At 57.9% G+C, this 26,381-nt stretch carries 26 protein-coding genes and 1 riboswitch; of the genes, 7 read left to right on the plus strand and 19 right to left on the minus strand.

The window, feature by feature from the left end:
* Nucleotides 1–74 precede the first annotated feature (74 nt).
* From PY311_RS02685 to PY311_RS02730, 10 genes are all read right to left on the minus strand, one after another.
* Nucleotides 75–950 carry a YitT family protein gene (locus PY311_RS02685; RefSeq protein ID WP_286147142.1) on the minus strand — a complete coding sequence of 292 codons (876 nt, stop codon included), beginning with the start codon at nucleotides 948–950 and terminating at the stop codon, nucleotides 75–77.
* Between the two features lie 218 nt (nucleotides 951–1,168).
* The gene (locus PY311_RS02690; protein ID WP_286147143.1) at nucleotides 1,169–2,896 is read right to left on the minus strand and encodes a phospho-sugar mutase; all 1,728 of its coding nucleotides are present in this window, start codon (nucleotides 2,894–2,896) and stop codon (nucleotides 1,169–1,171) included.
* A 68-nt stretch (nucleotides 2,897–2,964) separates the two neighbouring features.
* Nucleotides 2,965–3,447, minus strand: coding sequence for a 23S rRNA (pseudouridine(1915)-N(3))-methyltransferase RlmH (gene rlmH / locus PY311_RS02695; protein WP_286147144.1), 483 nt, complete (start codon nucleotides 3,445–3,447; stop codon nucleotides 2,965–2,967).
* On the minus strand, nucleotides 3,435–4,229 hold the full coding sequence (locus tag PY311_RS02700; RefSeq protein ID WP_286147145.1) for an MBL fold metallo-hydrolase: 795 nt from the start codon (nucleotides 4,227–4,229) through the stop codon (nucleotides 3,435–3,437). Before PY311_RS02700 ends, rlmH begins: the two co-directional genes overlap by 13 nt.
* A gap of 87 nt (nucleotides 4,230–4,316) precedes the next feature.
* A complete protein-coding gene (murA, locus tag PY311_RS02705; RefSeq protein WP_286147146.1) occupies nucleotides 4,317–5,618 on the minus strand; it encodes a UDP-N-acetylglucosamine 1-carboxyvinyltransferase in 1,302 nt (433 codons plus the stop codon).
* 225 nt (nucleotides 5,619–5,843) lie between these two features.
* Complete coding sequence (locus tag PY311_RS02710; protein ID WP_286147147.1) at nucleotides 5,844–6,653, minus strand: hypothetical protein; 810 nt, start codon at nucleotides 6,651–6,653, stop codon at nucleotides 5,844–5,846.
* Nucleotides 6,654–6,685: 32 nt separating this feature from the next.
* Entirely contained in the window at nucleotides 6,686–7,933 is a 1,248-nt protein-coding gene (locus PY311_RS02715) for a hypothetical protein (RefSeq protein WP_286147148.1), read from the minus strand.
* Between the two features lie 24 nt (nucleotides 7,934–7,957).
* On the minus strand, nucleotides 7,958–9,772 hold the full coding sequence (locus PY311_RS02720) for an ATP-binding protein (RefSeq protein WP_286147149.1): 1,815 nt from the start codon (nucleotides 9,770–9,772) through the stop codon (nucleotides 7,958–7,960).
* Nucleotides 9,773–9,853: 81 nt separating this feature from the next.
* Nucleotides 9,854–10,576: a response regulator gene (locus tag PY311_RS02725; RefSeq protein WP_286147150.1), complete on the minus strand. Its 723-nt coding sequence runs from the start codon at nucleotides 10,574–10,576 to the stop codon at nucleotides 9,854–9,856.
* Nucleotides 10,577–10,588: 12 nt separating this feature from the next.
* The gene (locus tag PY311_RS02730) at nucleotides 10,589–11,182 is read right to left on the minus strand and encodes an NUDIX hydrolase (protein ID WP_286147151.1); all 594 of its coding nucleotides are present in this window, start codon (nucleotides 11,180–11,182) and stop codon (nucleotides 10,589–10,591) included.
* Nucleotides 11,183–11,302: 120 nt separating this feature from the next.
* On the opposite strand from PY311_RS02730, the gene PY311_RS02735 reads away from it, so the two are divergent.
* From PY311_RS02735 to PY311_RS02745, 3 genes are all read left to right on the plus strand, one after another.
* Complete coding sequence (locus PY311_RS02735; RefSeq protein ID WP_286147152.1) at nucleotides 11,303–11,458, plus strand: hypothetical protein; 156 nt, start codon at nucleotides 11,303–11,305, stop codon at nucleotides 11,456–11,458.
* Between the two features lie 89 nt (nucleotides 11,459–11,547).
* Nucleotides 11,548–11,623, plus strand: a riboswitch (cyclic di-GMP riboswitch).
* A 63-nt stretch (nucleotides 11,624–11,686) separates the two neighbouring features.
* Nucleotides 11,687–13,561: an ATP-binding protein gene (locus tag PY311_RS02740; protein ID WP_286147153.1), complete on the plus strand. Its 1,875-nt coding sequence runs from the start codon at nucleotides 11,687–11,689 to the stop codon at nucleotides 13,559–13,561.
* 51 nt (nucleotides 13,562–13,612) lie between these two features.
* Nucleotides 13,613–13,981, plus strand: coding sequence for a DUF4368 domain-containing protein (locus PY311_RS02745; RefSeq protein ID WP_286147154.1), 369 nt, complete (start codon nucleotides 13,613–13,615; stop codon nucleotides 13,979–13,981).
* Nucleotides 13,982–14,065: 84 nt separating this feature from the next.
* Here the strand turns inward: PY311_RS02745 and PY311_RS02750 are convergent, their stop codons facing one another.
* From PY311_RS02750 to PY311_RS02785, 8 genes are all read right to left on the minus strand, one after another.
* On the minus strand, nucleotides 14,066–14,956 hold the full coding sequence (locus PY311_RS02750) for a YitT family protein (protein WP_286147155.1): 891 nt from the start codon (nucleotides 14,954–14,956) through the stop codon (nucleotides 14,066–14,068).
* Between the two features lie 118 nt (nucleotides 14,957–15,074).
* Entirely contained in the window at nucleotides 15,075–16,148 is a 1,074-nt protein-coding gene (locus PY311_RS02755; RefSeq protein WP_286147156.1) for a DUF4825 domain-containing protein, read from the minus strand.
* Complete coding sequence (locus tag PY311_RS02760) at nucleotides 16,138–16,617, minus strand: RNA polymerase sigma factor (RefSeq protein WP_350309694.1); 480 nt, start codon at nucleotides 16,615–16,617, stop codon at nucleotides 16,138–16,140. Before PY311_RS02760 ends, PY311_RS02755 begins: the two co-directional genes overlap by 11 nt.
* 415 nt (nucleotides 16,618–17,032) lie before the next feature.
* The gene (locus tag PY311_RS02765) at nucleotides 17,033–17,683 is read right to left on the minus strand and encodes an HAD family hydrolase (RefSeq protein ID WP_286147158.1); all 651 of its coding nucleotides are present in this window, start codon (nucleotides 17,681–17,683) and stop codon (nucleotides 17,033–17,035) included.
* Nucleotides 17,684–17,759: 76 nt separating this feature from the next.
* A complete protein-coding gene (locus PY311_RS02770; protein WP_286147431.1) occupies nucleotides 17,760–17,936 on the minus strand; it encodes a hypothetical protein in 177 nt (58 codons plus the stop codon).
* A 263-nt stretch (nucleotides 17,937–18,199) separates the two neighbouring features.
* The gene (gene metG, locus PY311_RS02775) at nucleotides 18,200–20,248 is read right to left on the minus strand and encodes a methionine--tRNA ligase (protein ID WP_286147159.1); all 2,049 of its coding nucleotides are present in this window, start codon (nucleotides 20,246–20,248) and stop codon (nucleotides 18,200–18,202) included.
* Nucleotides 20,249–20,635: 387 nt separating this feature from the next.
* Nucleotides 20,636–21,049 carry an EamA family transporter gene (locus PY311_RS02780; RefSeq protein WP_286147160.1) on the minus strand — a complete coding sequence of 138 codons (414 nt, stop codon included), beginning with the start codon at nucleotides 21,047–21,049 and terminating at the stop codon, nucleotides 20,636–20,638.
* A gap of 55 nt (nucleotides 21,050–21,104) precedes the next feature.
* Entirely contained in the window at nucleotides 21,105–22,454 is a 1,350-nt protein-coding gene (locus PY311_RS02785) for an MATE family efflux transporter (protein ID WP_286147161.1), read from the minus strand.
* A gap of 162 nt (nucleotides 22,455–22,616) precedes the next feature.
* Between PY311_RS02785 and PY311_RS02790 the strand changes: the two genes are divergently transcribed.
* Nucleotides 22,617–23,372: an exodeoxyribonuclease III gene (locus tag PY311_RS02790; protein ID WP_286147162.1), complete on the plus strand. Its 756-nt coding sequence runs from the start codon at nucleotides 22,617–22,619 to the stop codon at nucleotides 23,370–23,372.
* Between the two features lie 41 nt (nucleotides 23,373–23,413).
* Here the strand turns inward: PY311_RS02790 and gpr are convergent, their stop codons facing one another.
* On the minus strand, nucleotides 23,414–24,319 hold the full coding sequence (gpr, locus tag PY311_RS02795; RefSeq protein WP_286147422.1) for a GPR endopeptidase: 906 nt from the start codon (nucleotides 24,317–24,319) through the stop codon (nucleotides 23,414–23,416).
* 182 nt (nucleotides 24,320–24,501) lie between these two features.
* Between gpr and rpsT the strand changes: the two genes are divergently transcribed.
* From rpsT to PY311_RS02810, 3 genes are all read left to right on the plus strand, one after another.
* Entirely contained in the window at nucleotides 24,502–24,765 is a 264-nt protein-coding gene (rpsT, locus tag PY311_RS02800; protein WP_286147163.1) for a 30S ribosomal protein S20, read from the plus strand.
* Between the two features lie 221 nt (nucleotides 24,766–24,986).
* Nucleotides 24,987–25,502, plus strand: coding sequence for an ECF transporter S component (locus tag PY311_RS02805; RefSeq protein ID WP_286147164.1), 516 nt, complete (start codon nucleotides 24,987–24,989; stop codon nucleotides 25,500–25,502).
* Nucleotides 25,503–25,601: 99 nt separating this feature from the next.
* The gene (locus tag PY311_RS02810) at nucleotides 25,602–26,204 is read left to right on the plus strand and encodes a TIGR01440 family protein (RefSeq protein WP_286147165.1); all 603 of its coding nucleotides are present in this window, start codon (nucleotides 25,602–25,604) and stop codon (nucleotides 26,202–26,204) included.
* Nucleotides 26,205–26,381: the final 177 nt, after the last annotated feature.

Consider the following 26,381-nt stretch of genomic DNA (forward strand, 5'->3'; position numbering starts at 1 on the left):
AAGCATTATAATCGGGGCGGGTGCGCCTGTCAATGAAGAACCGGCCCTCCGGGGCCGGTTTGAAATCTATTTTGTCAGGAAGTGATGCGCTTGAAGTTGCCGACGGTCTCATTGACCGTGGAGACATAGGCAAATGTATTGGGGAACTCCGCTAAAATCTCCTGAAAACGGACGATCTGGTGCCGGTTCACCACGCAGATCAGCATGGAGCGGGGGGTGTGGGAATACATCCCCTGCGCCGACAGCAGCGTGACGGAGTGGTGCAGCTCTTGAATGAGCCGCTGGGAAAGGGCCTGCGGGTCCTGTGTGACGATCTCAAACTTCAGGGCGGTCTTGCCGCCCTTGAGGATGCGGTCGCTGATGCTGGAGGTGAGGTAGCAGTAGATCAGGCAGAGAATCACCGGCTCAAAGCGGTAGCCATATACGAAAAATGACAGGGCGGCCACAGAGGCGTTCAGGCAGAAAATGACCCAGACAAAGCTGGCCTCCGGGTACTTTTTCCGCACCCATGCCGCCACAATATCCGTGCCGCCGGTGGAACCGTTCTGGCGGATGACCGTGCCGCCCACCGCTCCGCTGATGGCGCCGGCGACCATGGGGCCTAAAATGGTAGAGGTGCCGTTGTCCGTGTGATAGGCAATAGCGCTGAGGTCTATGTGCCCCAGCATTAGCGTCACAAAGGAGAATACCAGCACAAAGGCCAGATTCTTTTTCGCAAAATCCGCGTCCAGCTTTTGCCATGTCAGAAAAATCAGCGGCAGGTTCAGAAGCAGCGACAGATAGCCGATGTTGATGTGGAACAGATACTGCACCATAGTGATGAGACCGTTGAGTCCGGCAGGGGCAAAGGCGTTGGGAAATACGAACAGCTCATAGCTGAAGCCCATTAAAACGGCGGACGCCGTGACAATGAGATAGCTTTTAAGCTGCTTTTTCTGCTCATTCCGCAAGGGAAACACTTCCTTTGGCATTGGTTTGGAACGGCGTTCCAGCCACGGAGTATACGCCCATTTTGCCAAAAATGCAAGAAATCTTGCAAAAATAAGTGAAAAATGCAAGAAAACTTTTGCAACCTGCAAAATGCCCGCCAAAATGCCGGAAAACAAAAAAGCGCCGCCCGGAAATGAAGACTCCGGGCGGCGCTTTACCAATTTGCGAGGAAAAAAGCTCAGGGCTTCAGGGCGGCGACCCATCTGCCGTACTTTTCGATGTTGGCGGCGGCCTCTGCCGCGTCCGCACCCTGTGTCAGAATATAGACCTTGATCTTCGGTTCCGTGCCGGAGGGACGGACCAGAATCACTGTCCCATCGGCCAGTTCGTAGCGCAGCACGTTGGAGCCGGAAAGCTCCATGCGGCTCTTGGCCCCGGTGGCGCAGTCGATGACGCTACCATCGGTATAATCCTTGCGGACCGTTACCTTCACGCCGCTGATCTCCGTCGGGGGATTGGCGCGGAGGTCCGCCATGAGCTTTGCCATGTCCCGGAGACCGTCCAGACCGGGCATCACCAGATTGTGGGTCTTTTCAGCGTAGTAGCCGTACTTTTCATACAGAGCGTTCAGCGCGTCAAAGAGGGTCATGCCCTGCGCGTAGTACCATGCCGCCATCTCCGTCAGGAGCATGGAGGCCGTGACCGCGTCCTTATCCCGGACGTAATCGCCCAGCATATAGCCGTAGGACTCCTCGTAAGAGAAAATGACCTTCCCCTCACCGCTGGCCTCCAGCGCGTTCTTCTTTTCCGCCATGAATTTGAAGCCGGTGAAGGTATCGAAGCACTTTACGCCATTGCTCTCCGCTACTTTCCGGGCCATTTCCGTGGTCACAATGGTTTTAAGAGCCACCGGTTTTTCCGGCAGCTTGCCGGCACGTTTCATGGCGCCGATGAGGTAATCCAGCAGCAGCACGCCGGTCTGATTACCGGTGACGGGCTGGAACTCTCCGTCATGGTTTCGCACCATGATGCCGACACGGTCGCTGTCCGGGTCCGTGCCGAGGATGAAGTCCACATCGTTTTTCTTGGCAAGGTCAATGGCCAGATAAAAGCCCTCCGGGTTTTCCGGGTTGGGGGAGACCACCGTGGGGAAGTTCCCGTCAATGACCATCTGCTCCGGCACGCAGATCAAATGCTTGATTCCCAGCGTCTCCAGTGCCTCCGGCACCAGCTTGTAGCCGCAGCCGTGGAACGGCGTGTAGACCAGCTTGAATTTGTCTGCCACCCGGGCAACGGTCTCCCGGTCATTGATCATGGCTGTGACATGGGCCATGAATTTGCGGTCGGTCTCATCGCCCATGGTCTCAATAAGGCCCGCCTTCACGGCCTCGTCAAAGGCCATGCGCTTTACGCCATCAAAAATATCGATCTGTGTCAGCTCCTTGGCAATCGCCTCGGCATGGTGGGGCGGAAGCTGTGCACCGTCGGACCAGTAGACCTTGTAGCCGTTGTACTCCTTGGGATTATGGCTGGCAGTGACGTTGATGCCCGCCTGACAGCCGTATTCCCGCACGGCAAAGCTCAGCTCCGGCGTGGGCCGCAGGGATTCAAAAATGCGGACATGGATGCCGTTGGCAGCACAGACCTCGGCGGCGGCCCGGGCAAACTCCATGGAGTGATTGCGGCAGTCCATGCAGATTGCCACGCCCCGGCGCTTGCCCTCCTCGCCCTCGGCGGCGATGACGTTGGCAAAGCCCTGTGTAGCCCAGCGAATCACATGGATATTCATGTTGTGCAGACCTGTGTACATGGTCCCCCGGAGCCCGGCGGTGCCGAATTCCAGCGGGCCGAAGAACCGGCTTTCAATCTCCTTGGGGTCATTCCGAAGGGCCTCCAGCTCGGCGTGCTCGGCCGGAGAGAGGGCAGGGCTGCGAAGCCACTTTTCGTATTCCTGCATGAAATCCATTTGCAGTACCTCCTTATAGATATAAACAAATTGATAGGAAAACGGCAAATAATAAAAAACCGGCGCGTCTACTTATGGTATTTGCTTCCGGCGTTGATTTGGTAGGCCCGGTAGATCTGCTCCAAGAGCATGACCCGCAGCAGGTGATGGGGAAAGGTCATGGGGGACATGGACAGCCGCAGATCGGCCTGCTGTTTCAGAGAGGGGTGCATCCCGTAGGAGCTGCCGATGAGGAAGACGATGTGTCCGGCACCCCGGGCGGCGGCCTCCGCAAGATAGCGGGCCAGCGCCTCGCTGGAGCGTTCCTGTCCCTCTACGCACATGGCGATGAGCAGACATCCGGCAGGCAGCTTTGCCCGCACGGCATCGGCCTCTCGGGCCAGCGCCGCCTCGATCTGGGCAGGGGAGGGAGACTCCGGCAGCCGTTCCTCCGGCAGCTCCAAAATTGTCAGCGTGCAGAAGCGGCTCAGCCGCTTGGCGTATTCCGCTGCGGCGTCCAGATAAAATTTTTCCTTCAGCTTTCCCGTGCAGATGATCGTCACCTTTTGCATACGGCCCTCCTGTGAGCGGTGTGGCACGGCCCGGTGCACTCCCGGGGCGCCACGGATACCGGCAGGGACAGCCCCGCGGCCTCCAGCGCCGCTGTGACCGCGTTCAGCGCCATGGCCGGGGTGTTATTGTCGCGGCTCAGGTGCGCCAGCACCAGCTCAGAGGCGCCTGCCTCCGCCAGCGTGACCGCAAGGCGGGCGGCATCCTCGTTGCTCAGGTGTCCCTCCGGCCCTAAAATGCGCTGCTTGAGGGAGTAGGGATACGGCCCGGAGCACAGCGCCTCAACATCGTGGTTGGCCTCTATGATGGCAAGGTCCACCCCCGGCAGCAGGTCCAGCGCTTCATCGGTAACATAGCCGGTGTCCGTAAGGAAGCCGATGCTGCCATCCTCCGTGTCGAACCGCCAGCCGCAGGAGCCGGGGGAATCGTGGGAGGTGGGAATCGGCGTGACGCTTACGCCCAAAAGGCGCGTGGGGCAGTCGATGGCCATAAGACGGGCGTCAATGTCCGTCAACCGGTAGCGCAGCTCCCGGCAGGCGCGGGCCGTGGCAAAAATGGGGCAGGCCGTTTTCTTCAAAAGCGTTCCCATACCGGAAATATGGTCGGAATGGGTGTGGGTTATAAAAATAGCGTCCAGCTCTGCCGGGGATAGGCTCAGCGCCTTCAGCGCGGCGGTGATGCGGCGGCAGGAAATGCCGGCGTCAATCAGAAACGAAGCGCCATCGCAGGAAAGCAGGGCGGCATTGCCGGAGGAGCCGCTGGCAAGGGTATGTACGGTGGTCAAGAAAAATACCTCGCTTTGTATAATGAAAAAACGTCCGCCGGGGAGCGCGCCGGTCAAGGCCGGCACACTCCCTGACGGACGTAGGGTTCAACAGATTTGTGCGGTGGGCAGGGAGCTTTCATCCGGCTCGTCTATGGCGCGGATGTCCGCGCCCAGTGCCCGGAGCTTTCCGATGATGTCCTCATAGCCGCGCTCAATATACTGCACGTTGGAAATCTCACTTTCCCCCTGTGCGGCCAGAGCGGCAATGACCATGGCGGCACCGGCCCGCAGGTCATAGGCCTGAATGGGGGCGCCGGTGAGCTTTTCCACGCCCTCCACCACGGCGGTCTTGTCATCCACCTGAATGTGGGCGCCCATGCGCTTGAGCTCGTCCACATAGCGGTAGCGGCTGCTCCAAACGCTCTCCGTTACCAGACTGGTGCCCTCGGCCAGAGACAGCACTGTGGTCATCTGGGGCTGCATATCCGTGGGGAAGCCGGGATAGGGCAGTGTTTTGATGTTAGCCCGCTTCAGCCGATGGGTACGGCGGACCAGCAGCGTGTCATCCCGTTCCTCCACCTCAACGCCGCACTCCTGCAATTTTGCGGTGATGCAGTCCATGTGCTTGGGGATGATATTCTTGACAAGGACCTGTCCGCCGGTGGCGGCCACAGCGGCCATATAGGTGCCGGCTTCAATCTGGTCGGGGATGATGGCGTAGGAGCCGCCGGTGAGACGGTCCACGCCGCGAATTTTAATGGTGTCCGTACCGGCGGCGCGGATATCGGCGCCCATGGAGTTGAGGAAGTTGGCAAGGTCAACGATGTGCGGCTCCTTGGCGGCGTTTTCAATCACGGTGTCGCCCTTGGCCAATACGGCGGCCATCATGATGTTCATGGTGGCGCCGACGGACACGACATCCAGATAGATGTTGGCGCCGGTGAGGCAGCCGGACTCCACGGAGGCATTGATGTAGCCCCCCTCGGTGGTAACGCCGGCGCCCAGCGCGCAAAAGCCCTTTACGTGCTGGTCAATGGGGCGGACGCCGCCGAAATTGCAGCCGCCGGGCATGGCGACCTCGGCTCTGCCGAAGCGCCCCAGCAGCGCGCCGATGAGATAGTAGGACGCCCGTAGCTTCCGGCTGAGCTCGTAGGAGGTGCGGGTGGTGTGGATATGGCGGCTGTCGATTTCCACCGTATGACGGTTGATGGTGCGGATGGAGGCGCCCAACTGCTCCAAAATCTTCAGAATCGCCGTTACATCGGAAATTTGGGGGATATTTTCAATGCGGCAGACACCGTCTACCAAAATAGCGGCAGGAATGATGGCAACGGCGGCGTTCTTCGCGCCGCTGATCTCCACCTCGCCGAACAGGGGCTTACCGCCGTGAACGATATATTTTGTCAAGCTCGTGACCTCGTTTCAAGGTAATATACGCATGGAACAGCCTTGTCTCGGGAATAGCGTTCCCTTTGATGCGGCTCATCATGCAGAGGAACAGTCCTCATTTGAAAAAAGCAGAAAATCCCACTTTGATATTCTCATGACAGTATAGCATATCGCTTTGTAAAAAGCAAATCATTCATTGAAAACCGTCCGAAATTTTCCAAACCGCGCATTTTTCAGTCGGTCTCATGCCCTGCGGACGGTGCCGGATATGCAGTTTACATAAAAGATGGCCGTGTCCGTGACGATCTGCCACGAGGGGACCAGCGTCATAGAGGCCGCGGCCGTGTTCTGCAGCTCGTAGCACAGGCTGATCTCCGTAATGGCGGAGACAACGGAGCTGGACTCATGGCGCATCTGCTGAAAAGCAATCAGGGCGGCGAAGGCGGTGAGAGGCTCCGTATCCGAGGCCGTTTCCACGGCAGTGTCCGGCAATAGGGAGCCGCTGACGGTCATAACGCTTCCGTGGTCAATGGTAAAGGTAATAGAGCCATTGAAAACAGGTGCGCGGTTCCACAGCCGCACGGCGGCGGCGGTCCCGCTGCCGGTATCGTCCAGTGTAAACACCGGCTCGGAGTAGGAAAATTCCTCGCAAAAATCCCGGCAGAAATCCTCGGCGCTGCCCTGAGAGAGCGTCCCGGCGGCGTCAAAGCTGCCGATGTCCCGGAAGATCGCCGCGCCCCGGGCGGTGCTGTACGTGTAAATGCCGCCGCCCTGTGAGGCCCCCTCCGGGGTTTCCCCCAAAAGATAGGCCGCCACCTTTTTTTCCAGTGCCTCGTCCCGTGTCAGCGTATAAACAGACACGGCGGTATCCTCCGGTATCAGGGCAGGGTCCAGCTCCATTCCGTCAGCGGCGAACAGAGCCACCAGCTCCTGCTGCTGGGTGCGGCGGGCAGTGCGGGCGCCGGAGCCGCGGATGGACAGCGCCGCCAGCAAAAAGGCGTTCAGCAGCGCTAAAATCAATATGATGATGTTCTTTAGACGATAGCGCTCCAAACGGCTCTCACTTCCTTACATAGAAACTTACGTCAGTCCGCCAGCCACACGGCGGATAGGGGATACGTCCCGGCGTCGGCATAGCCGATGGACAGCTCGGCCCCGTCCTGCCGTTCGGCAATGGCCATGGCCTGCCGTAGCGGCAGCAGAGCGGAGGAACCGTCCTCAAGGTACAGCATGGGCCGCAGGGACAGCGTGGAGATGATATTGCCGGTGAGGATGATCTCGGCGGCGGCAGAGCCATCGGCAAAATGAATCGGCACGCCGTTGAACTGATAGGAGAAGGTCAGATGCGTTTCGCTCTCAGTCCGGCGGAAGGCGGACAGATAGAGCGTGGTCTCCCCGCCCTCCGGCAAAAGCTGCTCCAGCAGCGCAAGAGCGCCGCTGACCGCCTCGCTGGCAGAGGGGACAGTCCCGCTGCCCTCCACCGTCAGAGCGGCTTCGCCGCCGCTGCTGTAGGAAAGGGCGCCGCTGCTGCCAAGACGGATGACCCGGTCCCCCTCCACAATGACCTCCGCGCCGCCGGAATCCACATAGCGGGAGTTTGTGTGGGGATTGAAGCCCAGCGCGGTCAGCAGCGTTTCCGTGGATACTGCCGCGTCACCGGCGGTGAGTTGAGGCAGCTCCGGCAGCGGGTCGGGGAACAGGGAAAGAGGCGCCAGATGCTGACCGGCTTCTTCTTCAAAAGCAAAGGTGGAGACACCAAAATCAAACTGCTCCAGCACCTCCTGCAAGGCGGAGCGCTGCACGGCGGTGGCGCACTGATAATAGCGGCTCCCGCCGTCCCACAGCAAAAGGATGACCTGCTCCCCCTGCTCTGCGGCGGCTAAGCCGCGCACGGTCAGAGAAAGGTCCGTTTCCGCCCCCATGAGGTCCGATAGATACTCCACAGGCAGGGCGGAGAGAAAATCGCAGTAAACGGAGGGGGTTTCCAGCGCGGCGCGGAAGACGGCCCAAGAGGAATCCGACAGACTCCGGGCGGAGCCGATGACCTCACGCAGCAGTGTCTTCACCGGTGTAAATTCCTCACCGCCGGTGGTCAGGGACACGCTGCCGTATCGGCCGTACTCGCCGGAGACCGCCAGCCGCACCGGGGCAAGGAGGCGGTCGGACAGAGCCGTGTCCGTTTCGCCGCTGCCGATGGGCGCGGTGAGGTGCTGCCAATAGCCGCTGCCGGCAGCGGCCCCCAACTGGAAAAACTGCGTCCGGGAAAACAGGAAAACGGCCGACAGCGTCAAAAGCGTGATGGTGATATTTTGAATAAAGTCCCGGTGACGCATATTCGCCCGCTCCTTTCCTGAAAATTACTGTACGCTCCGGCCGGAGGTTTCCGGTACGGACTGGGTGATGGGCAGCTCCAGACGGACTGTAGTGCCCGGCCCCTCGTGGGGGGCAAGGGTGATGGTGCCGTGGTGCCGCTGGACGATCTCCTTTGCAATGGAGAGGCCGAGGCCGGTGCCGCCGGATTCTCTCGATCGGGCCTTGTCCACCCGGTAAAAGCGGTCAAAAATGCGGTCGCGGTCTTTTTCCAGGATACCGATACCGTCATCGCAGACCTCCATCCAGACGGTGTCTGCCCCGGCACCGGCAGTGACGCGGATATGGCCGCCATCGGGGGTATATTTGATGGCGTTGCCGAGAATGTTCATCATGACCTGCTCCAAGCGGCTGCGGTCGCCCATGACCAGAGGTAGCTCACCCTCCGGCGCGTAGGTCAGCTCATGGCCCCGCTGCTTGGCGTTAAGACTGTTGGAGCGGACAACGCTCTCGATGGCATCCCCGAAGGGGAAACGGGTGAATACCATGTCGGCCCGGCCCCCGTCCAACCGGCTCAGTGTCAAAAGGTCCTGCACGATATGGGTCATGCGGTCCGTTTCCGTGATGATAATGTCAAGGAAGCTGTTTTCCATGTCCCGGGGAAGATCGTCACCGGCATCCCGGATGGTCTCGGCATAGCTGCGGACATTGGTAAGCGGGGTACGCAGTTCATGGGACACATTGGCGACAAATTCCTTCCGCCGCTCCTCATTGCGGTGCTGCTCCGTGACGTCATGGAGCAGAATCAAAACGCCGCCCTGAGCCTGATCGGAAAAGGGCGTCAGGTAAAGCGCGAGCGTCCGGTCGCCCACCACCAGCTCGTCCTCAATGTAATTGGGCTTCTGCAGGGCCAGCACCTTGTCAAAGGGATGCAGGTCCCCCAGCAGCTCCTCATAGGTGCAGCTCTCGTCAATATCCCGGTGCAGCAGCTCCGTGGCGGCGGGGTTGCAGTGAATGAGATGCCCCTCGCGGTCAAAAGCCACCACACCGTCCGTCATGTGGAGGAACAGCGTATCCAGCTTGTTGCGCTCGTTTTCCACGGCGGCCAGCGTTGATTGCAGCACGCCGGCCATTTCGTTGAACGTGCCGGTGAGAATGCCGATTTCGTCCGTGGACTCCACCGGCAGTTCGCTGCCGAAGTCTCCGGCAGCCACCCGCTCCGCGCCGACGGTCAGCTTTTCAATGGGGCCTACCATGGTTTTCGAGAGCAGGAAGCTCAGCAGCACGGAGATGAGAAGCCCGATGAACAGCGCCTGCATAATGATCTGGAACAGTTGGTTGTTCAGCTCGGAGACTGTGTCCTTATTGTCTAAAATGTAAATGATATAGGCGTTGTCCCCGCCGAAAATGGGAATGGCAACGTCCATGTAATCTGCGGAAATATTGCTCTCGTCACCGACGGTGGCGCTGTCCGCCTGCGCTACGGCATTCCGGGCAGTCAGCAGATTGGCGGACTGCTCCCGGGGCAGGGCGGCGGCATCGGAGCTGCCCACAAGATAGGTGCCGGAGGTCCCGTCCAGCACATAGTAATTGCGGGTACGGTAGTCAATGCCCAGCATACCGGCATTGACCTCTAAAATTTCCTGAATGCGGTCGGCACCGTCCGGCTGTCCGGCGGCGCTGCGGAGGTCGGCCACAAATGCCTTTCGGTCTGCGCCGAAAGCGCTGCTCATCTGCTGATAAAAGCTGTCGATATAAAAGCTGGTGACACTGGTGGTCAAAAACGCGCCCACCACCGCCATCAGCGATGTGATGAGCAGCAGGAGAATCAGCGTCAGCTTGATATGGAGACTGCGGAACAAACGGTTCACCACCCTTTCCGTGGGGACTGCCCGCCGTGGGGCGGCGTGTCCTCACCGGGAGAAAAATTGAAAGCGGCAGACTCAGACCGCGAAATAGTAGCCCACGCCCCGGCGGGTCAGAATGTACTTGGGATTGGCGGGGTTCGTTTCGATTTTCTCCCGCAGCCGCCGGACGGTGACGTCCACCGTCCGCTGGTCATCGCCCACGTAGCCGTAATTCCAGACCTGCTCCATCAGGTCGATGCGGGAGTAGACCTTGTTGGGGTGGCTGGCAAGGAAAGTCAAAAGCTCATATTCCCGGGTGGTCAGCTCCAGAGGTGTACCATCCCGGAAAACCTGATGGCTGTCCGTGTTGATGGAGAGCCCGCCGGTCACCGGCATGGCCGTTTCGGCGGCGCTGGCGGAAGCGGCGGCGTTCATGGCCGTGCGGCGGATGTTGGCTCCCACCCGGGCGATGAGCTCCCGCATGGAAAAGGGCTTGGTGATGTAATCGTCGGCGCCGATCTCCAGCCCCAGCACCTTGTCGGCCTCCTCCTCCCGGGCGGTGAGGATGATGACCGGCACATTGTTGCCCTCGTCCCGCAGGGTGCGGCAGACGTCAAAGCCGATCATCTTCGGCAGCATCACATCCAGCAGGATGATGTCCGGATTTTCACTCCGGGCCTTTTCCAGACCGTCCGCCCCGTCATAGGCTTCCACAGTGCGGTAGCCCTCCCGCTGGAGATTAAAGCGCAGAATGTCCACAATATTTTTTTCGTCCTCCACGATCAGAACGGTTTTTTGCTGTTCAGCCTTCTGTTCCATGTTGTCCTCCCATTACAGATTCAGCAGCACCTTGGCCCGCAGCACGGCGGCCACGGTTTTGCCATCGTCGATCTCTCCGTTGACGCAGCGGTGCACCAGCTCGTCAAAGGGAACGCGCTCCACATTGAGAAATTCGTCCGTGTCCAAATGCTGCGGGCCAAAGGTCAAATCCCTGGCTAAAAACAGGTGTAATGTCTCCCCGTAGCAGCCGGGGGCCGGAATCATGCGGCCAAGCGGCAGGAGCGTACCCGGCTCGGCGCCTGTTTCCTCCTTCAGCTCCCGCAGTGCGCCGGTGACGGGGTCTTCGCCGGGATCCAGCTTTCCGGCGGGCAGCTCCGCCATGACCCTGCCAAACACATAGCGGTACTGCCAGACTACCAGTGCGCGGTTTTCCTCGTCCAGCGCCAGCACGGCCGCACCGTCCACATGGTCCACAACCTCCCGCACGGCCTCCCTGCCGTTGGGCAGTCGGACATCATCAATATGCAGCTTGAGAATTTTTCCGGTGTATATATCTGTTTGCCGGAGCTTGACCTCCGTCAGATTTTCAGGCATCTTCACGGTGCTGACCTCTGCTTTCCGGGCAAACGCCCATCTATATTTCATCACCTTATAGTATAGCACGAAATCGTGCAAAAGCAAAGAGGAACATCTGACTTACCGGACGGAGGGTAGGAATCGGTGCCGAAAAACAGAAAGCTCTTTGCAAAAAAGCGCGGCGCGGCTATGACCTATGACAAAGCGATTTTCCAAGGCAGTGCATTTGTGTCGCAGCACGCTTTAGGGGCAAAAGAAATGCGGGGTCAGGCACGCCCGCCGGGGAATTACTTTGTCATCAAAAATCTGCTGAAAAAGTATGTTTTTTCCGATATAATACACTGAGCATCACAAGACGTACCGAGAAAGGCATATCCCCCGCTGGATAGACAGCGAGCAGGGGCAGCCGTTTTTCGCCCTGCGCGGAGACGGAAAATGAATATGGGCAAAGCGGTCAAAAGGCCGTGACGCAAAGCTATAGGGCCTGTAAAATGGCAGATAGTTATGAGAATCACACAGGCACCTTATGGATATTTCCATAGGGTGCTATACTTATTCAGGAGGGTAGGACCCGTGAGAAAAAAGTGCATTGCGGTCATGAGCCTGCTGCTCATGCTCGTATCCCTGTGTCCCATTCGGGCCGATGCTATGGAGCGGCTGGACACGCCGGATTATAAGGTGGCATTTTACGCCTTTGACTGCTACCATATTCAAGATAAAAACGGCAAGCGCTCCGGCTATGGCTACGAGATGATGCAGGGAATCTCCAAATATCTGCAATGCACCTTTTCCTATGTGGGCTACGATAAGACCGCTTCCAAATGTGAGGCCATGCTGCGAAACGGCGAGCTGGATATTTACACGGCGGCCCGGCGAACGGCAAAGCGGGAGGCAAAATTCGCCTTTTCTACCCATCCGGCCATTACTTCATCTACCTGCATGAACATCAAGGTGGGCAATGAGCGAATCGTAGCAGGGGACTACAGGACTTACAACGGGATTCGGGTTGGCTTTCTGCGGCGGCATACCTACAACGGCGTGTTTTTGGATTTCGTGAAGGAAAAGGGCTTTGACTGCGACATCATTTATTATGAAACGCCCACGGAGTTGTCCAACGCGCTGGTCAACGATGAGGTGGACGCCCTTGTCAACAGCTATATCCGTATTCCGGAGGACGAGCAGACCATTGAAAATTTCGGCGAGATGCCCTATTACATCATGGCGCGCAAGGAGGATCAGGCGCTGATCGACCGGCTGGACGATGCCATCGACAGCATGAATGTGGAGACGCCCAACTGGCGGACGGAGTTTTATAATAAATACTACGGCTCTGAGGAGAATAACCGGGAGCTGACAGAAGCGGAGCAAACGCTGCTGAAGAAAATGCAGGATGGCGGCGAGCCGATTCGCGCAGTCATGAACCCGGACGCCAATCCCTATTTATGGTATGAAAACGGTGAGGCCTGCGGCATTGCGGCAGATATTTTCCGGGCAACAGCAGAGGCGTTGGAGCTGCCCTATGAGATCGTGCCGGTGGCATCGAAAGAGGAATATGAGGCCCTTGTCGAAGCCGGTGATGTGGATATCTGGATGGATATGAGCGGCGGCAACGAGGATGAGACCGGCTGCCGCTACAGGCTTACGGAGCCATACCTGTCAACAACCGTGTCCGTCCTGCGCGTTCGCGGCGCATCGGAAAAAATCGAAAGACTCGTGGCGGATGACGAGCATATCTCCGTGCGGGAGATCGTTTCAAGCGTATGGCCTGACATGGAGTTTACCGTGGTCGGCACGGCGGAGAAATGCGCGCAGCAGGTCCTCGCCGGCGAGGCGGACGCCGCGCTGCTTATGACCTATACGGCCCAGCGGCTTGCGCGGGATGATCTGCAGAACCGACTGCGGGTGGATATCGTGCCGGGGGCCGTGCTGGAGCTGAGCATGGGCGTCAACGCCAATGACAGCACTCATTTTTACGGCTCGTGGGAAAAGACGCTGGCGGGTGTCGCCGACGGCATCAGCGCGGAGATCGTGCAGAAATATCTGGAACAAACCGCCATACCGACGCTGGCGGAGTATCTCTTTGACTATCCCATTTATCTTGCGGTCGTGTCCTCCACCATTATTCTGCTGGTATTGATGGCGGCGCTGTATATCCAGTCCTCCCGCAGCAAAAAGCGGCAGGAGAAAATATCCGGGGAGCTTGCGGCGGCGCTGGAAAGGACCGAGGAGGCCACCACGGCCAAGCAGGACTTTTTCTCTAAAATGAGCCATGACATCCGAACGCCCCTCAATGTGGTCCTCGGCATGACGCAGATCGCTCAGAAATATAAAAATGACCCGGAGAAGCTGGAAAGCGCCCTGAACAATGTGACGAAAGAGGGCAACTACCTGCTGATGCTCATTAACTCCATTTTGGATGTGAACCAGTTGGAGCACGGTATGGTGTAGCTTGTTAAGCAGCCCTTTGACCCGGCGGCCTGTCTGCGGGAAAGCGCGGATATGCTCCACTCCCTTGCCGAAAAAAGGGGACAGCAGCTCACCGTACAGTGTGAGTGTACCGACCGCGTGGTGATGGGCGATGAAAACCGCCTCAAACAGATTCTTATCAACATTATCTCCAATGCCATCAAATACACGGATATCGGCGGGCATATCGCCCTGCGGCTGGAGAGCCTGCCGGAGTACCGCTATGCTGACTTCGAGGAACTGACACCTGCTATGCTCCGTGACCTGATTGAGAAGATCATCGTTCATGAGGGCGATAAGAGCAGCGGACACCGGGAACAGCGAATTGAAATCTACTACACCTTTATCGGTGCGGCAGAAAGTTTGCAAATCATTGTAAAACACAAGAAAAAAGCAGCGTAACATACAAAGTACATTACGCTGCTTCTCTCATCAGTTAAAAAACTTCCTTGTTGACATTACGCTAAAACCTCTGTCCCGCTTTTTTTACTTATGTACGCTCTTTCCCAAAACGTCCGATACGTCCGAGATAGTGATAAAGGCGTTGGGGTCGATGGAAGTCACAATGGATTTCAGCCGTGCGATCTGGAAGCGATTTACTACAAAGTAGATGATGGTCTGCTCCTGTCCGGAGTAAAAGCCTCGGGCGTCAATGTGGGTGATGCCCCGGCCGAAGGCCTCCGACAGCGCCGCGCTGATGGCAGTTTCCTGATTGGTGACGATCATGGCGGACTTGGCCTTGTCAAGACCCTCCACAATGAAGTCCACCGCCTTGATAGCCACGCAGTAGGTCACGATGGAATACAGCGGCAGCACCCAGCTTTTGAAAATACAGCCGATGGCGATGTAGAGCAGCACGTTGTAGATCATCACGAACGTCCCCACTGTCAAACCAAGCCCCTTGGCAAAGATGACCGCCATGACCTCAACGCCGTCAATGGCACCGCCGAAGCGGATGGTCATACCGCTGCCGATGCCGGAAATCAGCCCGCCGAACAGGGCGCACAGCAGCAGATCCTTCCCCGCAAAGGGCGAGGCAGTGGAAACGTCGATAGGGAGGACGTTGGTAATGAGATACGATGCGCCGGAGTACACCAGCACCGCCCAGAGGGAGTACACCGTAAAGACCGTGCCCTGCTTCCGCCAGCCGAACAGAAACAGCGGCGTATTCAGCAGCAGAAGAAACAGCGACAGGGTGTACCGCTCCGGCGTGATCTGCCAGAGCAGCATGGAGGTGCCGGAAATGCCGCTGTCGTACAGGTGCACCGGGGCCAAAAACATGGTGACGCCGATGGCGTTGATGATACCGGCGGCCAACAGCAGTGCAAAGGAGGACCAACGCAGTCCGTCAGTCAGGGTGCGGAGCTTTTTTTTCATGGGACCCCTCACTTTTCGTTTTTTCCATTATACCATATTCCACAGGTGTGTGACCAGAACGAGGACGTTAAGGTCCCGATAAAAAAGGTTCCGGCGTCCGCGGACGCCGGAACCTTTTTTATGATTGGACTTGAGGTGTATACGCACCCAGTTCAATGGCCCACCACATAGCATCATACAGCTGATCCAGATCGGCACAGGAATCCCCGTAGTCCTTCACGCTGGCATAGAGGGGACAGTCCTTTTGATTCAAAAACCGTTCATTGTAGGCAGAAATGATTTGAGGCAGAGCCTGATTCAGTTCCTCCACCGTCAGCACATAGGACCAGGACTGGTCATTGCCGCCCTGAAAGGCACATTCGATCTCGTCCAGGTTGCCGATGGCAACCAATGTTGCCGCCATATCCTGAAAGATGTCTTTGGTGCCGCTTTCCATCCCTTCCGGGGTAAAAGAGCTGGAATAGCGCAGGGTCAGCCGGTAGGGCTGGGCAGAGGTCTGCAATTCCATGGTGTAGTCACCCCACAAGTTGAATCTTGCGACACTGACTACCCGCCCCACGGCGGGGGCATTGCCCACATAGGGCGTCTTGGCTTGATAGACACGGTCGATCTGCGGGGAAATCATGACACCGCCCTGCCAGACCAACTGATTTGACACCCAGACCTCCCGCACACCGTTCAGCAAAATATGCTCCCAATGATCCGATGTATCATGGAAAACCGAGGGGAGAACCTTTCGCGCGCTGACACGGACAATGCCGTTTTCATTGGTCACGTTCCAGTTACAGTAGGCCGTGTCCAGAAACTCGGAATAGAAGCGGATGTCCAGCTGATTCGGCACGTTTGTGTAAGCCATCCAGTTGGGATTTTCCCAGTTGTCCCAGATGGCAGGCGAGCCGATCAGAAATAGCTTGGCCGCAATTCCCAGCGCTAAAATTAGAACGGTAACGGCCACTGCTATCATGACCCGCCGCCGCCCCCGGCGCCGGACTTTTTTGAGATAATCGACTTCCTTGACCTCCTCCGGCGCGCCGGGGACGTCCCTGCTTGCAAGCTCAGCTCGGAGCCGCTCGCAGTCCGCACAGTCCGACAGATGGCGCTCCACCGCCTCGTTGGTCTCCGGCGCGGTCAGCCCCTCTACATAGGAGGGCAGAAGGTCCCGCACCACCCCGCAGGTCAAATCATTCTTCATGGTCATTGCCTCCTTGCCGCAAGCGTTCCTTGCTCCGATAAAACGTCACCCGGGCCCAGTTTTCCGATTTCCACAGCACCTCGCCGATCTCCCGGAAGGACAGCCCGCCGAAGGCCCGGAGGTAGACCACCTCACGTCCCGGCTCCGGTAATTCATGGACCCGCCGCAGCAGATCTAACTGCCCGGAGCGGCTGACGGCCTCCTCCTCGGCGGAGGGCACCAGCGGCAGCTCTGCTTCCTCAGGAAGCTCCGTTTCCCGGTTGGCCTTCCGCAAATGCTGATACCACAGGTGCTTGGCGATCTGGCACAACCAGACGGACACCTTGCAGCTGCCGTCGAACTGGTCAATAGAGCGCACCGCCTGATAAAAGGTCTCCTGTGTCAGCTCCTCTGCCATTTGGGCGCTGTGACATTGGGACAGGAGGAACTTATAAACGGTCTGAGCGTGGCGGCGGTAAACGGCCTCCATATCCTCCACAGCGGTTCCTCCTTTCCCGGTGTTTTCATAGGGTATATCCCCCGGCGGGGCATTTCGTTACACGGCGGTGCAAAAAATTTTGCGGATTGCTTCCGGATAGAAAAAACGGGCCCCCACCGGGACCCATGTTCAGCGTGTCGAAAAGACTTTTTCACACGCTGAACAAATTTTGAGAGCCTTAAAGGCTTCTCAAAATTTCTGATTGAAATGGCGCAGGGAAACAGCCGAAGCGCTGCCTGCGGCAGATACAGCGAGGATATTTCGAGGAAACGGCATGATTGGCAACCTATCAGGGCTGGGAATCGTCATGCTGTGACGGTGTATCCCTTCTTGAGTTTCCCGCGCACACTCTTCCTTACCGCCTTGGAAAATTCATCACCTTATCGATGACTGCTTACCTGAAAAATTACAGTGTTTCCACCAACTCCTCATAGGAGCGGATGTAATAGTCGCAGATGCGCTGAAGCTCCGCCTGATCCTTTTCCGCGGTCACGTCATAGACACCGGCCACTCGGAAGCCCGCCGCCTTGGCGGTGCGGGCAGCGTAGAGGGCGTCCTCAAAAACCACGGTGTCCCGCTTGTTGGACTGAAGCCGCCGCAGGGCCATCTCGTAGATTTCGGCGCTTTCCGACTTGTGGCTTCCGGCGTCGGCGGAGGTGACGATGCCCCGGAAATAGTGGTCGATGCCCGCCGTTTTCAGGGCTTTTTCCGTCAGGCGGCGGTGGGTGGCGGTGGCCACGTACATCCACACGCCTTCCATTTTCAAAATGGAGAGGAATTTTTCCAGTCCCGGCTTCGGCCGCACCGCCGTGGAGTAAAAATCCTCCATCCGGGCGATGATCTTGTCCATGATCTCCTGCTCCGACCACGGCAGGCCGCAGACCTCCCGGAGATAGGGAATTACCTCGTGGTCTGTCATGGTGCGGAGCATCTGCTCCTGTTCCGGCGTGGCGGGGATGCCGGCCTCCCGCAAAAAGGCGGGGCCAAGCTCCCGCCACGTGGGCATGGAGTCCAGCAGGGTCCCGTCCATATCAAAAATCGCGCTTTGTAACCGCATGAATGACCTCAATCTCCGTAAATTTTGAAACTTACAGCATCTGCGCCGATAGAGCGCAGATGAAAAACCTGGTATTTTATTGTTCGTTACTGCCGATCCAATAGCACCCTGCACCTATGATAGCAGCTAAAAATTCAATTGCCTTGAGATACATATCATAGCTATGCCAACCAATGATAAAACCAGATAATATATAAATCACTGCAAATACAACTACCGAAATAACCGCCCGCTTTATTTTGTTTTTCATCAAAGAAATCTCCTTTAAAATTCAGATGATGTTTGCCAGGGCATCCCTGGGGGACTCCCCTTGCCCGCGCGGGGCAAGGGACTTTTTTGCCTGACGAATGATACTCTGATGAAGATACTTTGTGTCCCGCATGGAAAAATTGAAATCATTTTTGTCAGGACATGTGCCTGACAAAAATACTTTGATCTAAGTGCCTTGGGCACGTTCACCAGTCCGCAGACTGGTGGGAGGTGGTTAGGAGGGGGACAAGTCCCCCTCCTAAGTAATCAGCACAGCTTGGAACCCGCCGGAATCTTGTCATCCACCATGATAAGGTTCAGCTTTTCCTCACCCTGCTCCGTGTGGATGGCGGAGAGGAGCATACCGTTGCTCTCAAAGCCCATCATCTTCCGGGGCGGCAGATTCACAATGGCCACCAGCGTCTTGCCCACCAGCTCCTCTGGCTCATAGAACTTATGAATGCCGGAGAGAATCTGACGGTCCGTGCCGGTACCGTCATCCAGCGTGAAGCGCAGGAGCTTTTCAGACTTCTTCACCGCTTCGCAGGCTTTGACCTTGACAGCGCGGAAGTCAGACTTGCAGAATGTGTCGAAGTCCACCTTTTCCGTGAGCTGCGGCTCCACCTCCACGGCGGGCAGCGCGGCCTTGCGGGCAGCGGCCTCGGCGGCCTCCAGCTCCTCCAACGCCTTGTCCATATCCAGGCGGGGGAACAGGTTCTCGCCCTTGACCACCGCAACGGTCTCGGGCAGAACGCCCCACAGATCCGCGTTTTCCCAAGTCCGCTCTGCCTCACCGGCGCCGATTTGGGCAAAGAGCTTGTCCATGCTCTCGGGCATAAACGGCGTCAGCAGTGTGCCGCAGATGCGGGTGGCCTCCAGCAGAACGTACAGCACATGGGCAAGCCGCGCGCCGTTGGCTTCCATGTCCTTGGCCAGCGCCCAGGGAGCGTTCTCGTCGATATACTTGTTGGCGCGCTGGATGACCTTGAAAACTTCCGCCAGCGCGTTGTGGGGAGCAAAGGTTTCCATCTCGTGGGCGTAGGCCTTCTTCAGACCGGCGGCCTGAGCCACCAGCTGGGCATCGTACAGCACGGGGTCCACAGTGTCGCCGCTGGCGGAGAGCTCCACGCTGCTGCCCATGCGGACCATGGCGGCCAGCTGCTTCTCGTCCGCCGTGGCGCCGCAGTCGGCAGGCAGCTTGCCGCCGAAATACTTACTTACCATGGCGGTGGTGCGACTGACAAGGTTGCCGAGGTCATTGGCAAGGTCGGTGTTGATGGTTTGAATCAGCAGCTCGTTGGAGAAGTTGCCGTCAGAGCCGAAGGGGAACGTCCGCATCAGGAAGAAGCGCAGAGCGTCCACGCCAAAATGCTCCGCCAGCACATAGGGGTCCACCACATTGCCCTTGGACTTGGACATCTTGCCTCCGTCCAGCAGCAGCCAGCCGTGGCCGAATACGTGCTTGGGAACGGGCTCACCGAGGCTCATGAGCATGGCGGGCCAGATAATAGAGTGGAACCGCACAATTTCCTTGCCGACGATGTTGATGCCGGGCCAGTATTTCTTGTAGTCATTATAGCGGTCATTCTCATAGCCCAGCGCGGTGATATAGTTGCTCAGGGCGTCCACCCACACGTAGACAACGTGCTTGGGGTCAAAGTCCACGGGGATGCCCCAGGTGAAGCTGGTGCGGGAAACGCACAGATCCTCGAGACCGGGATCGATGAAGTTTTTCACCATCTCATTGACGCGGGAGCGGGGCTGGAGGAAGTCGGTGTTCTCCAGCAGGTCCCGGATACGGTCAGCGTACTTGCTCAGGCGGAAGAAGTAAGCCTCCTCCTCAGCGTCCACCACCGGGCGGCCGCAGTCGGGGCAGCAACCGTCCTTGAGCTGGCTCTCCGTCCAGAAGGACTCGCAGGGAGTGCAGTACTTGCCCTTGTAAGTGCCCTTATAGATATCGCCGTTGTCATACATCCGTCTGAAAATGCGCTGGATGGCCTTGACATGGTAGTCGTCCGTGGTGCGGATGAAGCGGTCATTGGAAATGTTCATCAGCTTCCACAGATCACGGACGCCACGGGGACCGTCCACAATGCGGTCCACAAACTCCTGCGGCGTCACACCGGCCTCATTGGCCTTCTGCTCGATCTTCTGGCCGTGCTCATCCGTGCCGGTGAGAAACATAACGTCCTCGCCCTTCAGGCGGTGATAGCGGGCAATCGTATCCGTGGCCACCGTGCAGTAGGTGTGGCCGATGTGCAGCTTATCGGAGGGGTAATAGATCGGTGTTGTGATATAGAACGTATCTTTTCCCATAGTTGTATTCCTCGATTCTATCTTACTTAAATTTCGTGTTGCTGAAAAAAATACGCCGTCCCTGAGTGCGTGACTCAAGGACGGCGAAAGGGCCGTGTTACCACCTTGCTTCGTCCGAGCCTCGCGGCTTGGGCCTTTGCGGGTGCGGCGGACCGCATCCTGCCGCTGTAACGGGCGTACCCGGCGCGCTTGGACGCCCAAGGGCGCTTTCCGCGCGGCTCCGGGGCCATGTTCCGCCTCCCGCTCCGCGTCCCTTTTCAGCTTCCGGGACTCTCTTTTGCGTGCGGGGGAGACGTACTCTCCCCATCATTGCCTGCTTTTATGCAATTTGCTCCAAGATACCGAAAGTATACAGCGGACGCCCATTTTTGTCAAGAAAAACCGCTTTTACAGCACCATCAGCAGCGTACCGGCGGCAATAAGGGCGCAGCCGACAATGGACTTGGGCGTGAACTGCTCCTTTAGGATGACCGCCGCCAGCACCATGGTGATGACGATACTCAGCTTGTCGATAGGGATGACCTTGGACGCCTCGCCTAATTGCAGCGCCTTATAGTAGCACAGCCATGAGCCGCCGGTGGCAAGACCGGAGAGAATCAGGAACAGCCAGCTTTTCCGGCTGATCTCCCCAATGCCGCTCTGGGCACCGGTGAGAAACACCATTCCCCATGCCATTACCAGTACTACGGCGGTACGCAGGGCGGTGGCCAGATTGGAATTGACACCGTCAATGCCGATTTTCGCCAGGATGGAGGTCAGGGCCGCAAAGACCGAGGACGCTAACGCTAACAGGAGCCACATGATATTTGACTCTTTTCTTTCTATTTCGGGAATCGATGTCCGAAGGGAATACAAACTAATCCGCCCGGTATTTCCCCAGCCATTTCCCGGCGGCGTAATGGTAAACGGACAGGGCACAGGTGATGACCCAGCCGATGCCGTAGCTCCAGAACATATACTCCGGCCCGAGGTGGTCCGCCAGCAGATACAGTGCCGGAACGCGAATCAAAATGACGGAGGCCACTACGTTGACCATGGGGTATACGCTGTCCCCGGCGCCCCGCATGGCGGAGTTGAGCACGAACAGCGTGGAGAACAGGAAGTAGGGCGGCATTACGGTCTTGAGATAAACAGCGCTGACCGCGATCACGGTACTGTTCGGGGAGAAAATACGGGAGAGGGGGTCACAGAACAGCACCACAAGGACGGAGGAAAACACCGTCCAGCCGATGGCAAGGCCCACGGAGATCAGTGTGCCACGTTTGGCCCGGTCCACCTGCCCGGCGCCCATGTTCTGCCCCACGAAGGAGATCACAGCGGCGGCCATGCTCTGGGTGGGGAGGAAGGCCAGCGTGTCCAGCTTGTTGCCGACATTGAACCCGGCGGTAAACGCCTTGCCGAAGCTGTTGACCTTGGAGAGCACAAACATGGCCCCCAGCGCCACAAGGGACATCTGGAGTCCGCTGGGCAGGCCGATGCGGATGATCTCGGCAAAGAGTTTCCTGTCAAAAATGCCGCTGAAGGGATGAATGGCCAGCGCCGGGTAATTGCGGTTGATGTACCAGATGCCGAAAAGCCAACTGCACGCCTGTGCGATGACCGTTCCCAGCGCCACGCCCAAAACGCCCAGTCCCGCCGCCAGCACCAGCGTCAGGTCCAGAAGAATGTTCAAAATGGTGGACACCGCCAAAAACAGCAGCGTTGCGGAGCTGTTGCCTACGCCGCTGAGAATGCCGGCGTTGAGATTATAGCCGATGCTGCCGATAATTCCGGCGCAGACCACCAACAGATATGTCCGGGTCTCCGCCCACGCGGCGGGGTCCACCCGCAGCAGCACCATCAGCGGCCGCACCAGCAGCACGGCTGCGGCGGTGATGGGGAGAATGCCCCGGACAAAGGCGGTATACAGCGTGCCGATGGCCGCCTGTACCCGCTCCGGCTTCTGCGCGCCCAATGCCTGCGCGATGACCACCGTGCCGCCGGTGGCAATGCCGGAGAACAGGGAGGAGAACAAAAACAGCACCGGGAAGCCCACGCCCACGGCGGCCAGCGCCGCATCGCTGACGTAGTTGCCGACGACCCAGCTATCCACCATATTATAAAACTGCTGCAAAAAGTTGCCCGCCAGCAGGGGCAGGGAAAATAAAAGGATATGCCGCAGGGGACTGCCTGTGGTCATATTCCGTACACCGCCGCGTTTGCTCACGTTTCACCTCAGAATATTTTTTAATGATATGGTACACCCCTTTTACAAAAAGAGCAAGAGCGTCCCGGCAATTTACGGCTCGGACATTGCGTTTTCTGCGCGTATCGGATAAAATAGCAGCATACTTGAAAGATGCCGCCTAAAAGGCGGCGGGGAGACGCTATGAAATTTGTATCTTGGAACGTCAACGGTCTGCGGGCCTGTCTTGGCAAGGGCTTTCTGGATTTCTGCGCGGTTGCCGACGCGGATGTCATCTGCCTTCAGGAGACGAAAATGCGCCCGGAGCAGGCGGAATTTGAGCTGCCGGGCTATACGCGCTACTGGAACAGCGCCGATAAGGCGGGCTATTCTGGCACGGCTGTGTTCACCCGGCAGACGCCGCTGAACGTCACCTGCGATTTCGGCGCAGACATCCACCGCCACGAGGGCCGGGTCATTACGGCGGAGTACCCGGAATTTTACCTTGTCTGCTGCTATACGCCCAACTCCAAGGACCAGCTTTCCCGGCTGGACTACCGCATGGAGTGGGAGGATGACCTGCGGGACTATCTTCATGAGCTGGATGCCAAAAAGCCGGTGGTTTACTGCGGAGACCTCAATGTGGCCCACGAGGAGATCGACATCAAAAATCCCAAGAGCAACCGCATGAATCCAGGCTTTTCTGATGAGGAGCGGGCGAAAATGACGCAGCTTTTGGAAAGCGGCTTTACGGATACGTTCCGCTATCTCTATCCCGATAAGACCGGGGCATATTCGTGGTGGAGCTATCGGTTCAACGCCCGGAAAAACAACGCCGGATGGCGCATCGACTACTTCATCGTGTCTGACCGGCTGCGTGAGCGTATTAAAAGCGCCGACATCTGGAGCGAGGTCATGGGCAGCGACCACTGCCCGGTGGTGCTGGAGCTGGATATTTAAAACCATACACCTGTCTTGACAGGTGTACAGCTCGCGGCGCGTCAGCTCAGAAGGGCGTTGATTTCCTCAATTTCCAAGTCCTGCAAGGCCCAGTTGATGGCGTAGCCGATGACCTTGCCGAGCTCCCGCACCTGAAAGTCGATGTCCCGGGGTGTGACCATGAGTCCCTGTTGGCCGCTTCGCAGCCGCTCCGGGTCGATGTCCCCGATTCCGGCAGCTTCTAACAGGTCTGCCGCCAGCGTGGCGGCGTCTACCACGGTGGGAACGCCCACGGCGATGACCGGCACGCCCAGCGTGTCCCGGTTCAGCGCGGCGCGGTGGTTGCCGACGCCGCTGCCGGGTACGATTCCGCTGTCGCTGAGCTGAAGAGTGGCGCAGACCCGCTCCGTCCGGCGGGACGCCAGCGCGTCCACGGCGATGACGGCGGCGGGCTGCAGGCGTTCCGTCAGGCTCAGGACTGCCTCGGCGGCCTCAATGCCGGTGGTCCCCAGAACGCCGGGACGCAGCGCGGCCACGGCGCGGAAGCCGGAAAACTGCTTGGGCTGTGCGGAGAGCAGGTGCCGGGTGACAAGAACGCTATCCGCTGCCAGCGGACCTACGGCATCCGGCGTCATGGCCCGATTTCCCAATCCAGCTACCAGAACGGTCCCCTGCTCCGGCAGCAGCTCCCGGAGCTGCTGCCCCGCCGCCTGCACGGCCCGGTCGAAAAATCCGTCGCCCCGCTGCCAGAAGGCGGTGAGGTCCAGCGTGCGGTAGCTGCCGACGGGCTTTCCCAGCGCTTGTTTGCCTGCCTCATCCAGAATGTCCACCCGGGTCAGGGGGTAGCCCTGCAGTTTTGTTTCCCGGGCCTTGACTCCCGGCAGGCGGGTAGTCTTTCCGGCGGATTCCTGCCACAGCTCCCGGGCCTCCAAGGCAAGGTCTGTGCGCTTTTCAAACAAAAATGACACCTCCCGCATACAAAATCTTGTGCTTCTGTTCCTATCATCTGCGGAGATATCCGCATTATGCAAAAAAATAAAGAAATCTCAAAAAAAGACTTGCTTTTTAAAAAGTTCTCTGCTAAAATATCATTCTGCACGGTGGAAAAAGCTGAAGCCGCGCCAAGAAATATCAGGAGGAGGTGTTTGGTTTGCCGAATATTAAGTCTGCCAAGAAGCGTGTTCTCATCGGTGAGGTCCGCAACGCGCGCAACAAGGCTACGAAGTCCGAGCTGAAGACCGCCATCAAGAAGTTCGAGGTGGCTGCCGCTGAAGGCAATCGCACCGAGGCCGATGGCGCGTACAAGGTTGCGGTCAAGAAGGTCGATCAGGCTGTCGCCAAGGGTGTTCTGCACAAGAACACGGCTGCTCACCGCAAGAGCGCTATGACCCTGAAGCTCAACAAGATCGGTTAATAAGCCAATGAGAGGAACGTCCGCTGGACGTTCCTTTTTTTATATTATTTTGCTTTTTCTTGGGTGATTTTTCTCCCCTCAACGTTACCAAAAGGAACGAGCGATAGGTTGTATTTTTATCTGACCTTATTATTTTTGTAAATTCTGGATATTGAGATAATATCAATATGCGGTATACTGCCAATAATAACAGGCGCAACGCGCCGGAACAGGTGATTGTGATGAAGGATCAGAAAGTTAAGAAGTTAGTTCTCAGCGCCCTGATGGCAGCATTGGTGTATGTGGCCACCAGCATCATTCAGATTCCCTCTCCCATGAGCGGGTATGTCAATCTGGGCGACTGCTTCGTGCTGCTCTCCGGCTGGCTGTTGGGCCCGTGGTACGGCGGCGCCGCTGCCGGTATCGGTTCCATGCTGGTGGACCTGCTGGGCGTCTATGCTCATTATGCCCCTGGCACGCTGGTCATTAAGGCGGTGGACGCCATTGCCGCCGCGCTGATTTTCAGAGCGTTGGGCCGCGGCAAGAACGCCATGCTGGTCAGCGGCATTGTGGGCGAGGTCATTATGGTGCTGGGCTATTTCGCCTACGCCTCCACGATTTTGGGCAAGGGTCTGGCCGCAGCGGCCAGCATTCCCGGCAACATTGTGCAGGGCGTGGCCGGTATTGCCATCGGCATGGTGCTGGCTGTGGTGCTGGAGAGCACAAAGGTCACGAAGAAGGCCGGTCTGGGTCTCTAATTGACAGAAATCAACGGAACGCCGTGAGAGGCTTTTGCCTCTCACGGCTTGTACCGCTTTTTGGAAAACGAGCTTCGGCGTGTGAAAGGATGGTCAACGATGGCAGGGATTGTACATGAATTGCAGGATTCCGGGCTTTTGGAGCAAATTCGGCAGGAGGCGGCCGCTGCGGCCCGGCAGTTGGCGGAGGCGGCCCGACTGCATAAGGGACAGATCGTGGTGATCGGATGCAGCACCAGCGAGGTGGTGGGGCATCAGGTGGGAAGCTGGTCCACACCGGAGGTTGCCAACGCCATTTTCCGGGGGCTTGACAGCGTATTCACCCCCATGGGCGTTTACATGGCCGCCCAGTGCTGCGAGCACCTGAACCGGGCGCTGATCGTGGAGCGGGAGGCCGTTCCCGGCGCGGAGATCGTCAATGTGGTGCCACAGCCCAAGGCGGGCAGCTCCTTTGCGACCGCCGCCTATCAGGCGTTCCGGCATCCGGCGGCACTGGAGGAAATTCGTGCGGATGCCGGACTGGACATCGGCGGTACGCTCATCGGAATGCACCTGAAAAAAGTGGCGGTGCCGGTGCGGCTGGCCCAGAACCACATCGGGCAGGCCATGGTCCTTGCGGCCCGGACCCGGCCCAAGTTCATCGGCGGCGATCGCGCCGTTTACGATGAGGAGCTGAAAAACGGCTATCCCTGTGAGGATTAAGCGGTTTCAAGATAAGTACCGCCCGGAGCGTATGCTCTGGGCGGTACTTTTTTGCACAGAATGTCCGCGTGCAGCGGTGTATGTCAAAAAAGCACAAGGGTCCACAAAATTTTTTATGGTAATTTGGTAGTGAATTACCACGCTAAAGTATTGACGTAAAGAAAACGGCCTGCTAAA

Source organism: Neopoerus faecalis (genome assembly GCF_029218125.1).
Taxonomy (GTDB): Bacteria; Bacillota; Clostridia; order Oscillospirales; family Oscillospiraceae; genus Oscillibacter; species Oscillibacter faecalis_A.

Excerpts from the sequence above, each read along its gene's own strand:
- PY311_RS02735 (WP_286147152.1), top strand. The coding sequence starts at position 11,303 with ATGACCTATGACAAAGCGATTTTCCAAGGCAGTGCATTTGTGTCGCAG.
- PY311_RS02805 (WP_286147164.1), top strand. The coding sequence starts at position 24,987 with ATGAAGGATCAGAAAGTTAAGAAGTTAGTTCTCAGCGCCCTGATGGCA.
- PY311_RS02750 (WP_286147155.1), bottom strand. The coding sequence starts at position 14,956 with ATGAAAAAAAAGCTCCGCACCCTGACTGACGGACTGCGTTGGTCCTCC.
- PY311_RS02730 (WP_286147151.1), bottom strand. The coding sequence starts at position 11,182 with ATGAAATATAGATGGGCGTTTGCCCGGAAAGCAGAGGTCAGCACCGTG.
- PY311_RS02690 (WP_286147143.1), bottom strand. The coding sequence starts at position 2,896 with ATGGATTTCATGCAGGAATACGAAAAGTGGCTTCGCAGCCCTGCCCTC.
- PY311_RS02780 (WP_286147160.1), bottom strand. The coding sequence starts at position 21,049 with ATGTGGCTCCTGTTAGCGTTAGCGTCCTCGGTCTTTGCGGCCCTGACC.
- PY311_RS02715 (WP_286147148.1), bottom strand. The coding sequence starts at position 7,933 with ATGCGTCACCGGGACTTTATTCAAAATATCACCATCACGCTTTTGACG.
- rlmH (WP_286147144.1), bottom strand. The coding sequence starts at position 3,447 with ATGCAAAAGGTGACGATCATCTGCACGGGAAAGCTGAAGGAAAAATTT.
- PY311_RS02755 (WP_286147156.1), bottom strand. The coding sequence starts at position 16,148 with ATGAAGAATGATTTGACCTGCGGGGTGGTGCGGGACCTTCTGCCCTCC.
- PY311_RS02765 (WP_286147158.1), bottom strand. The coding sequence starts at position 17,683 with ATGCGGTTACAAAGCGCGATTTTTGATATGGACGGGACCCTGCTGGAC.
- PY311_RS02810 (WP_286147165.1), top strand. The coding sequence starts at position 25,602 with ATGGCAGGGATTGTACATGAATTGCAGGATTCCGGGCTTTTGGAGCAA.
- metG (WP_286147159.1), bottom strand. The coding sequence starts at position 20,248 with ATGGGAAAAGATACGTTCTATATCACAACACCGATCTATTACCCCTCC.
- PY311_RS02725 (WP_286147150.1), bottom strand. The coding sequence starts at position 10,576 with ATGGAACAGAAGGCTGAACAGCAAAAAACCGTTCTGATCGTGGAGGAC.
- PY311_RS02745 (WP_286147154.1), top strand. The coding sequence starts at position 13,613 with ATGCTCCACTCCCTTGCCGAAAAAAGGGGACAGCAGCTCACCGTACAG.
- PY311_RS02790 (WP_286147162.1), top strand. The coding sequence starts at position 22,617 with ATGAAATTTGTATCTTGGAACGTCAACGGTCTGCGGGCCTGTCTTGGC.
- PY311_RS02760 (WP_350309694.1), bottom strand. The coding sequence starts at position 16,617 with ATGGAGGCCGTTTACCGCCGCCACGCTCAGACCGTTTATAAGTTCCTC.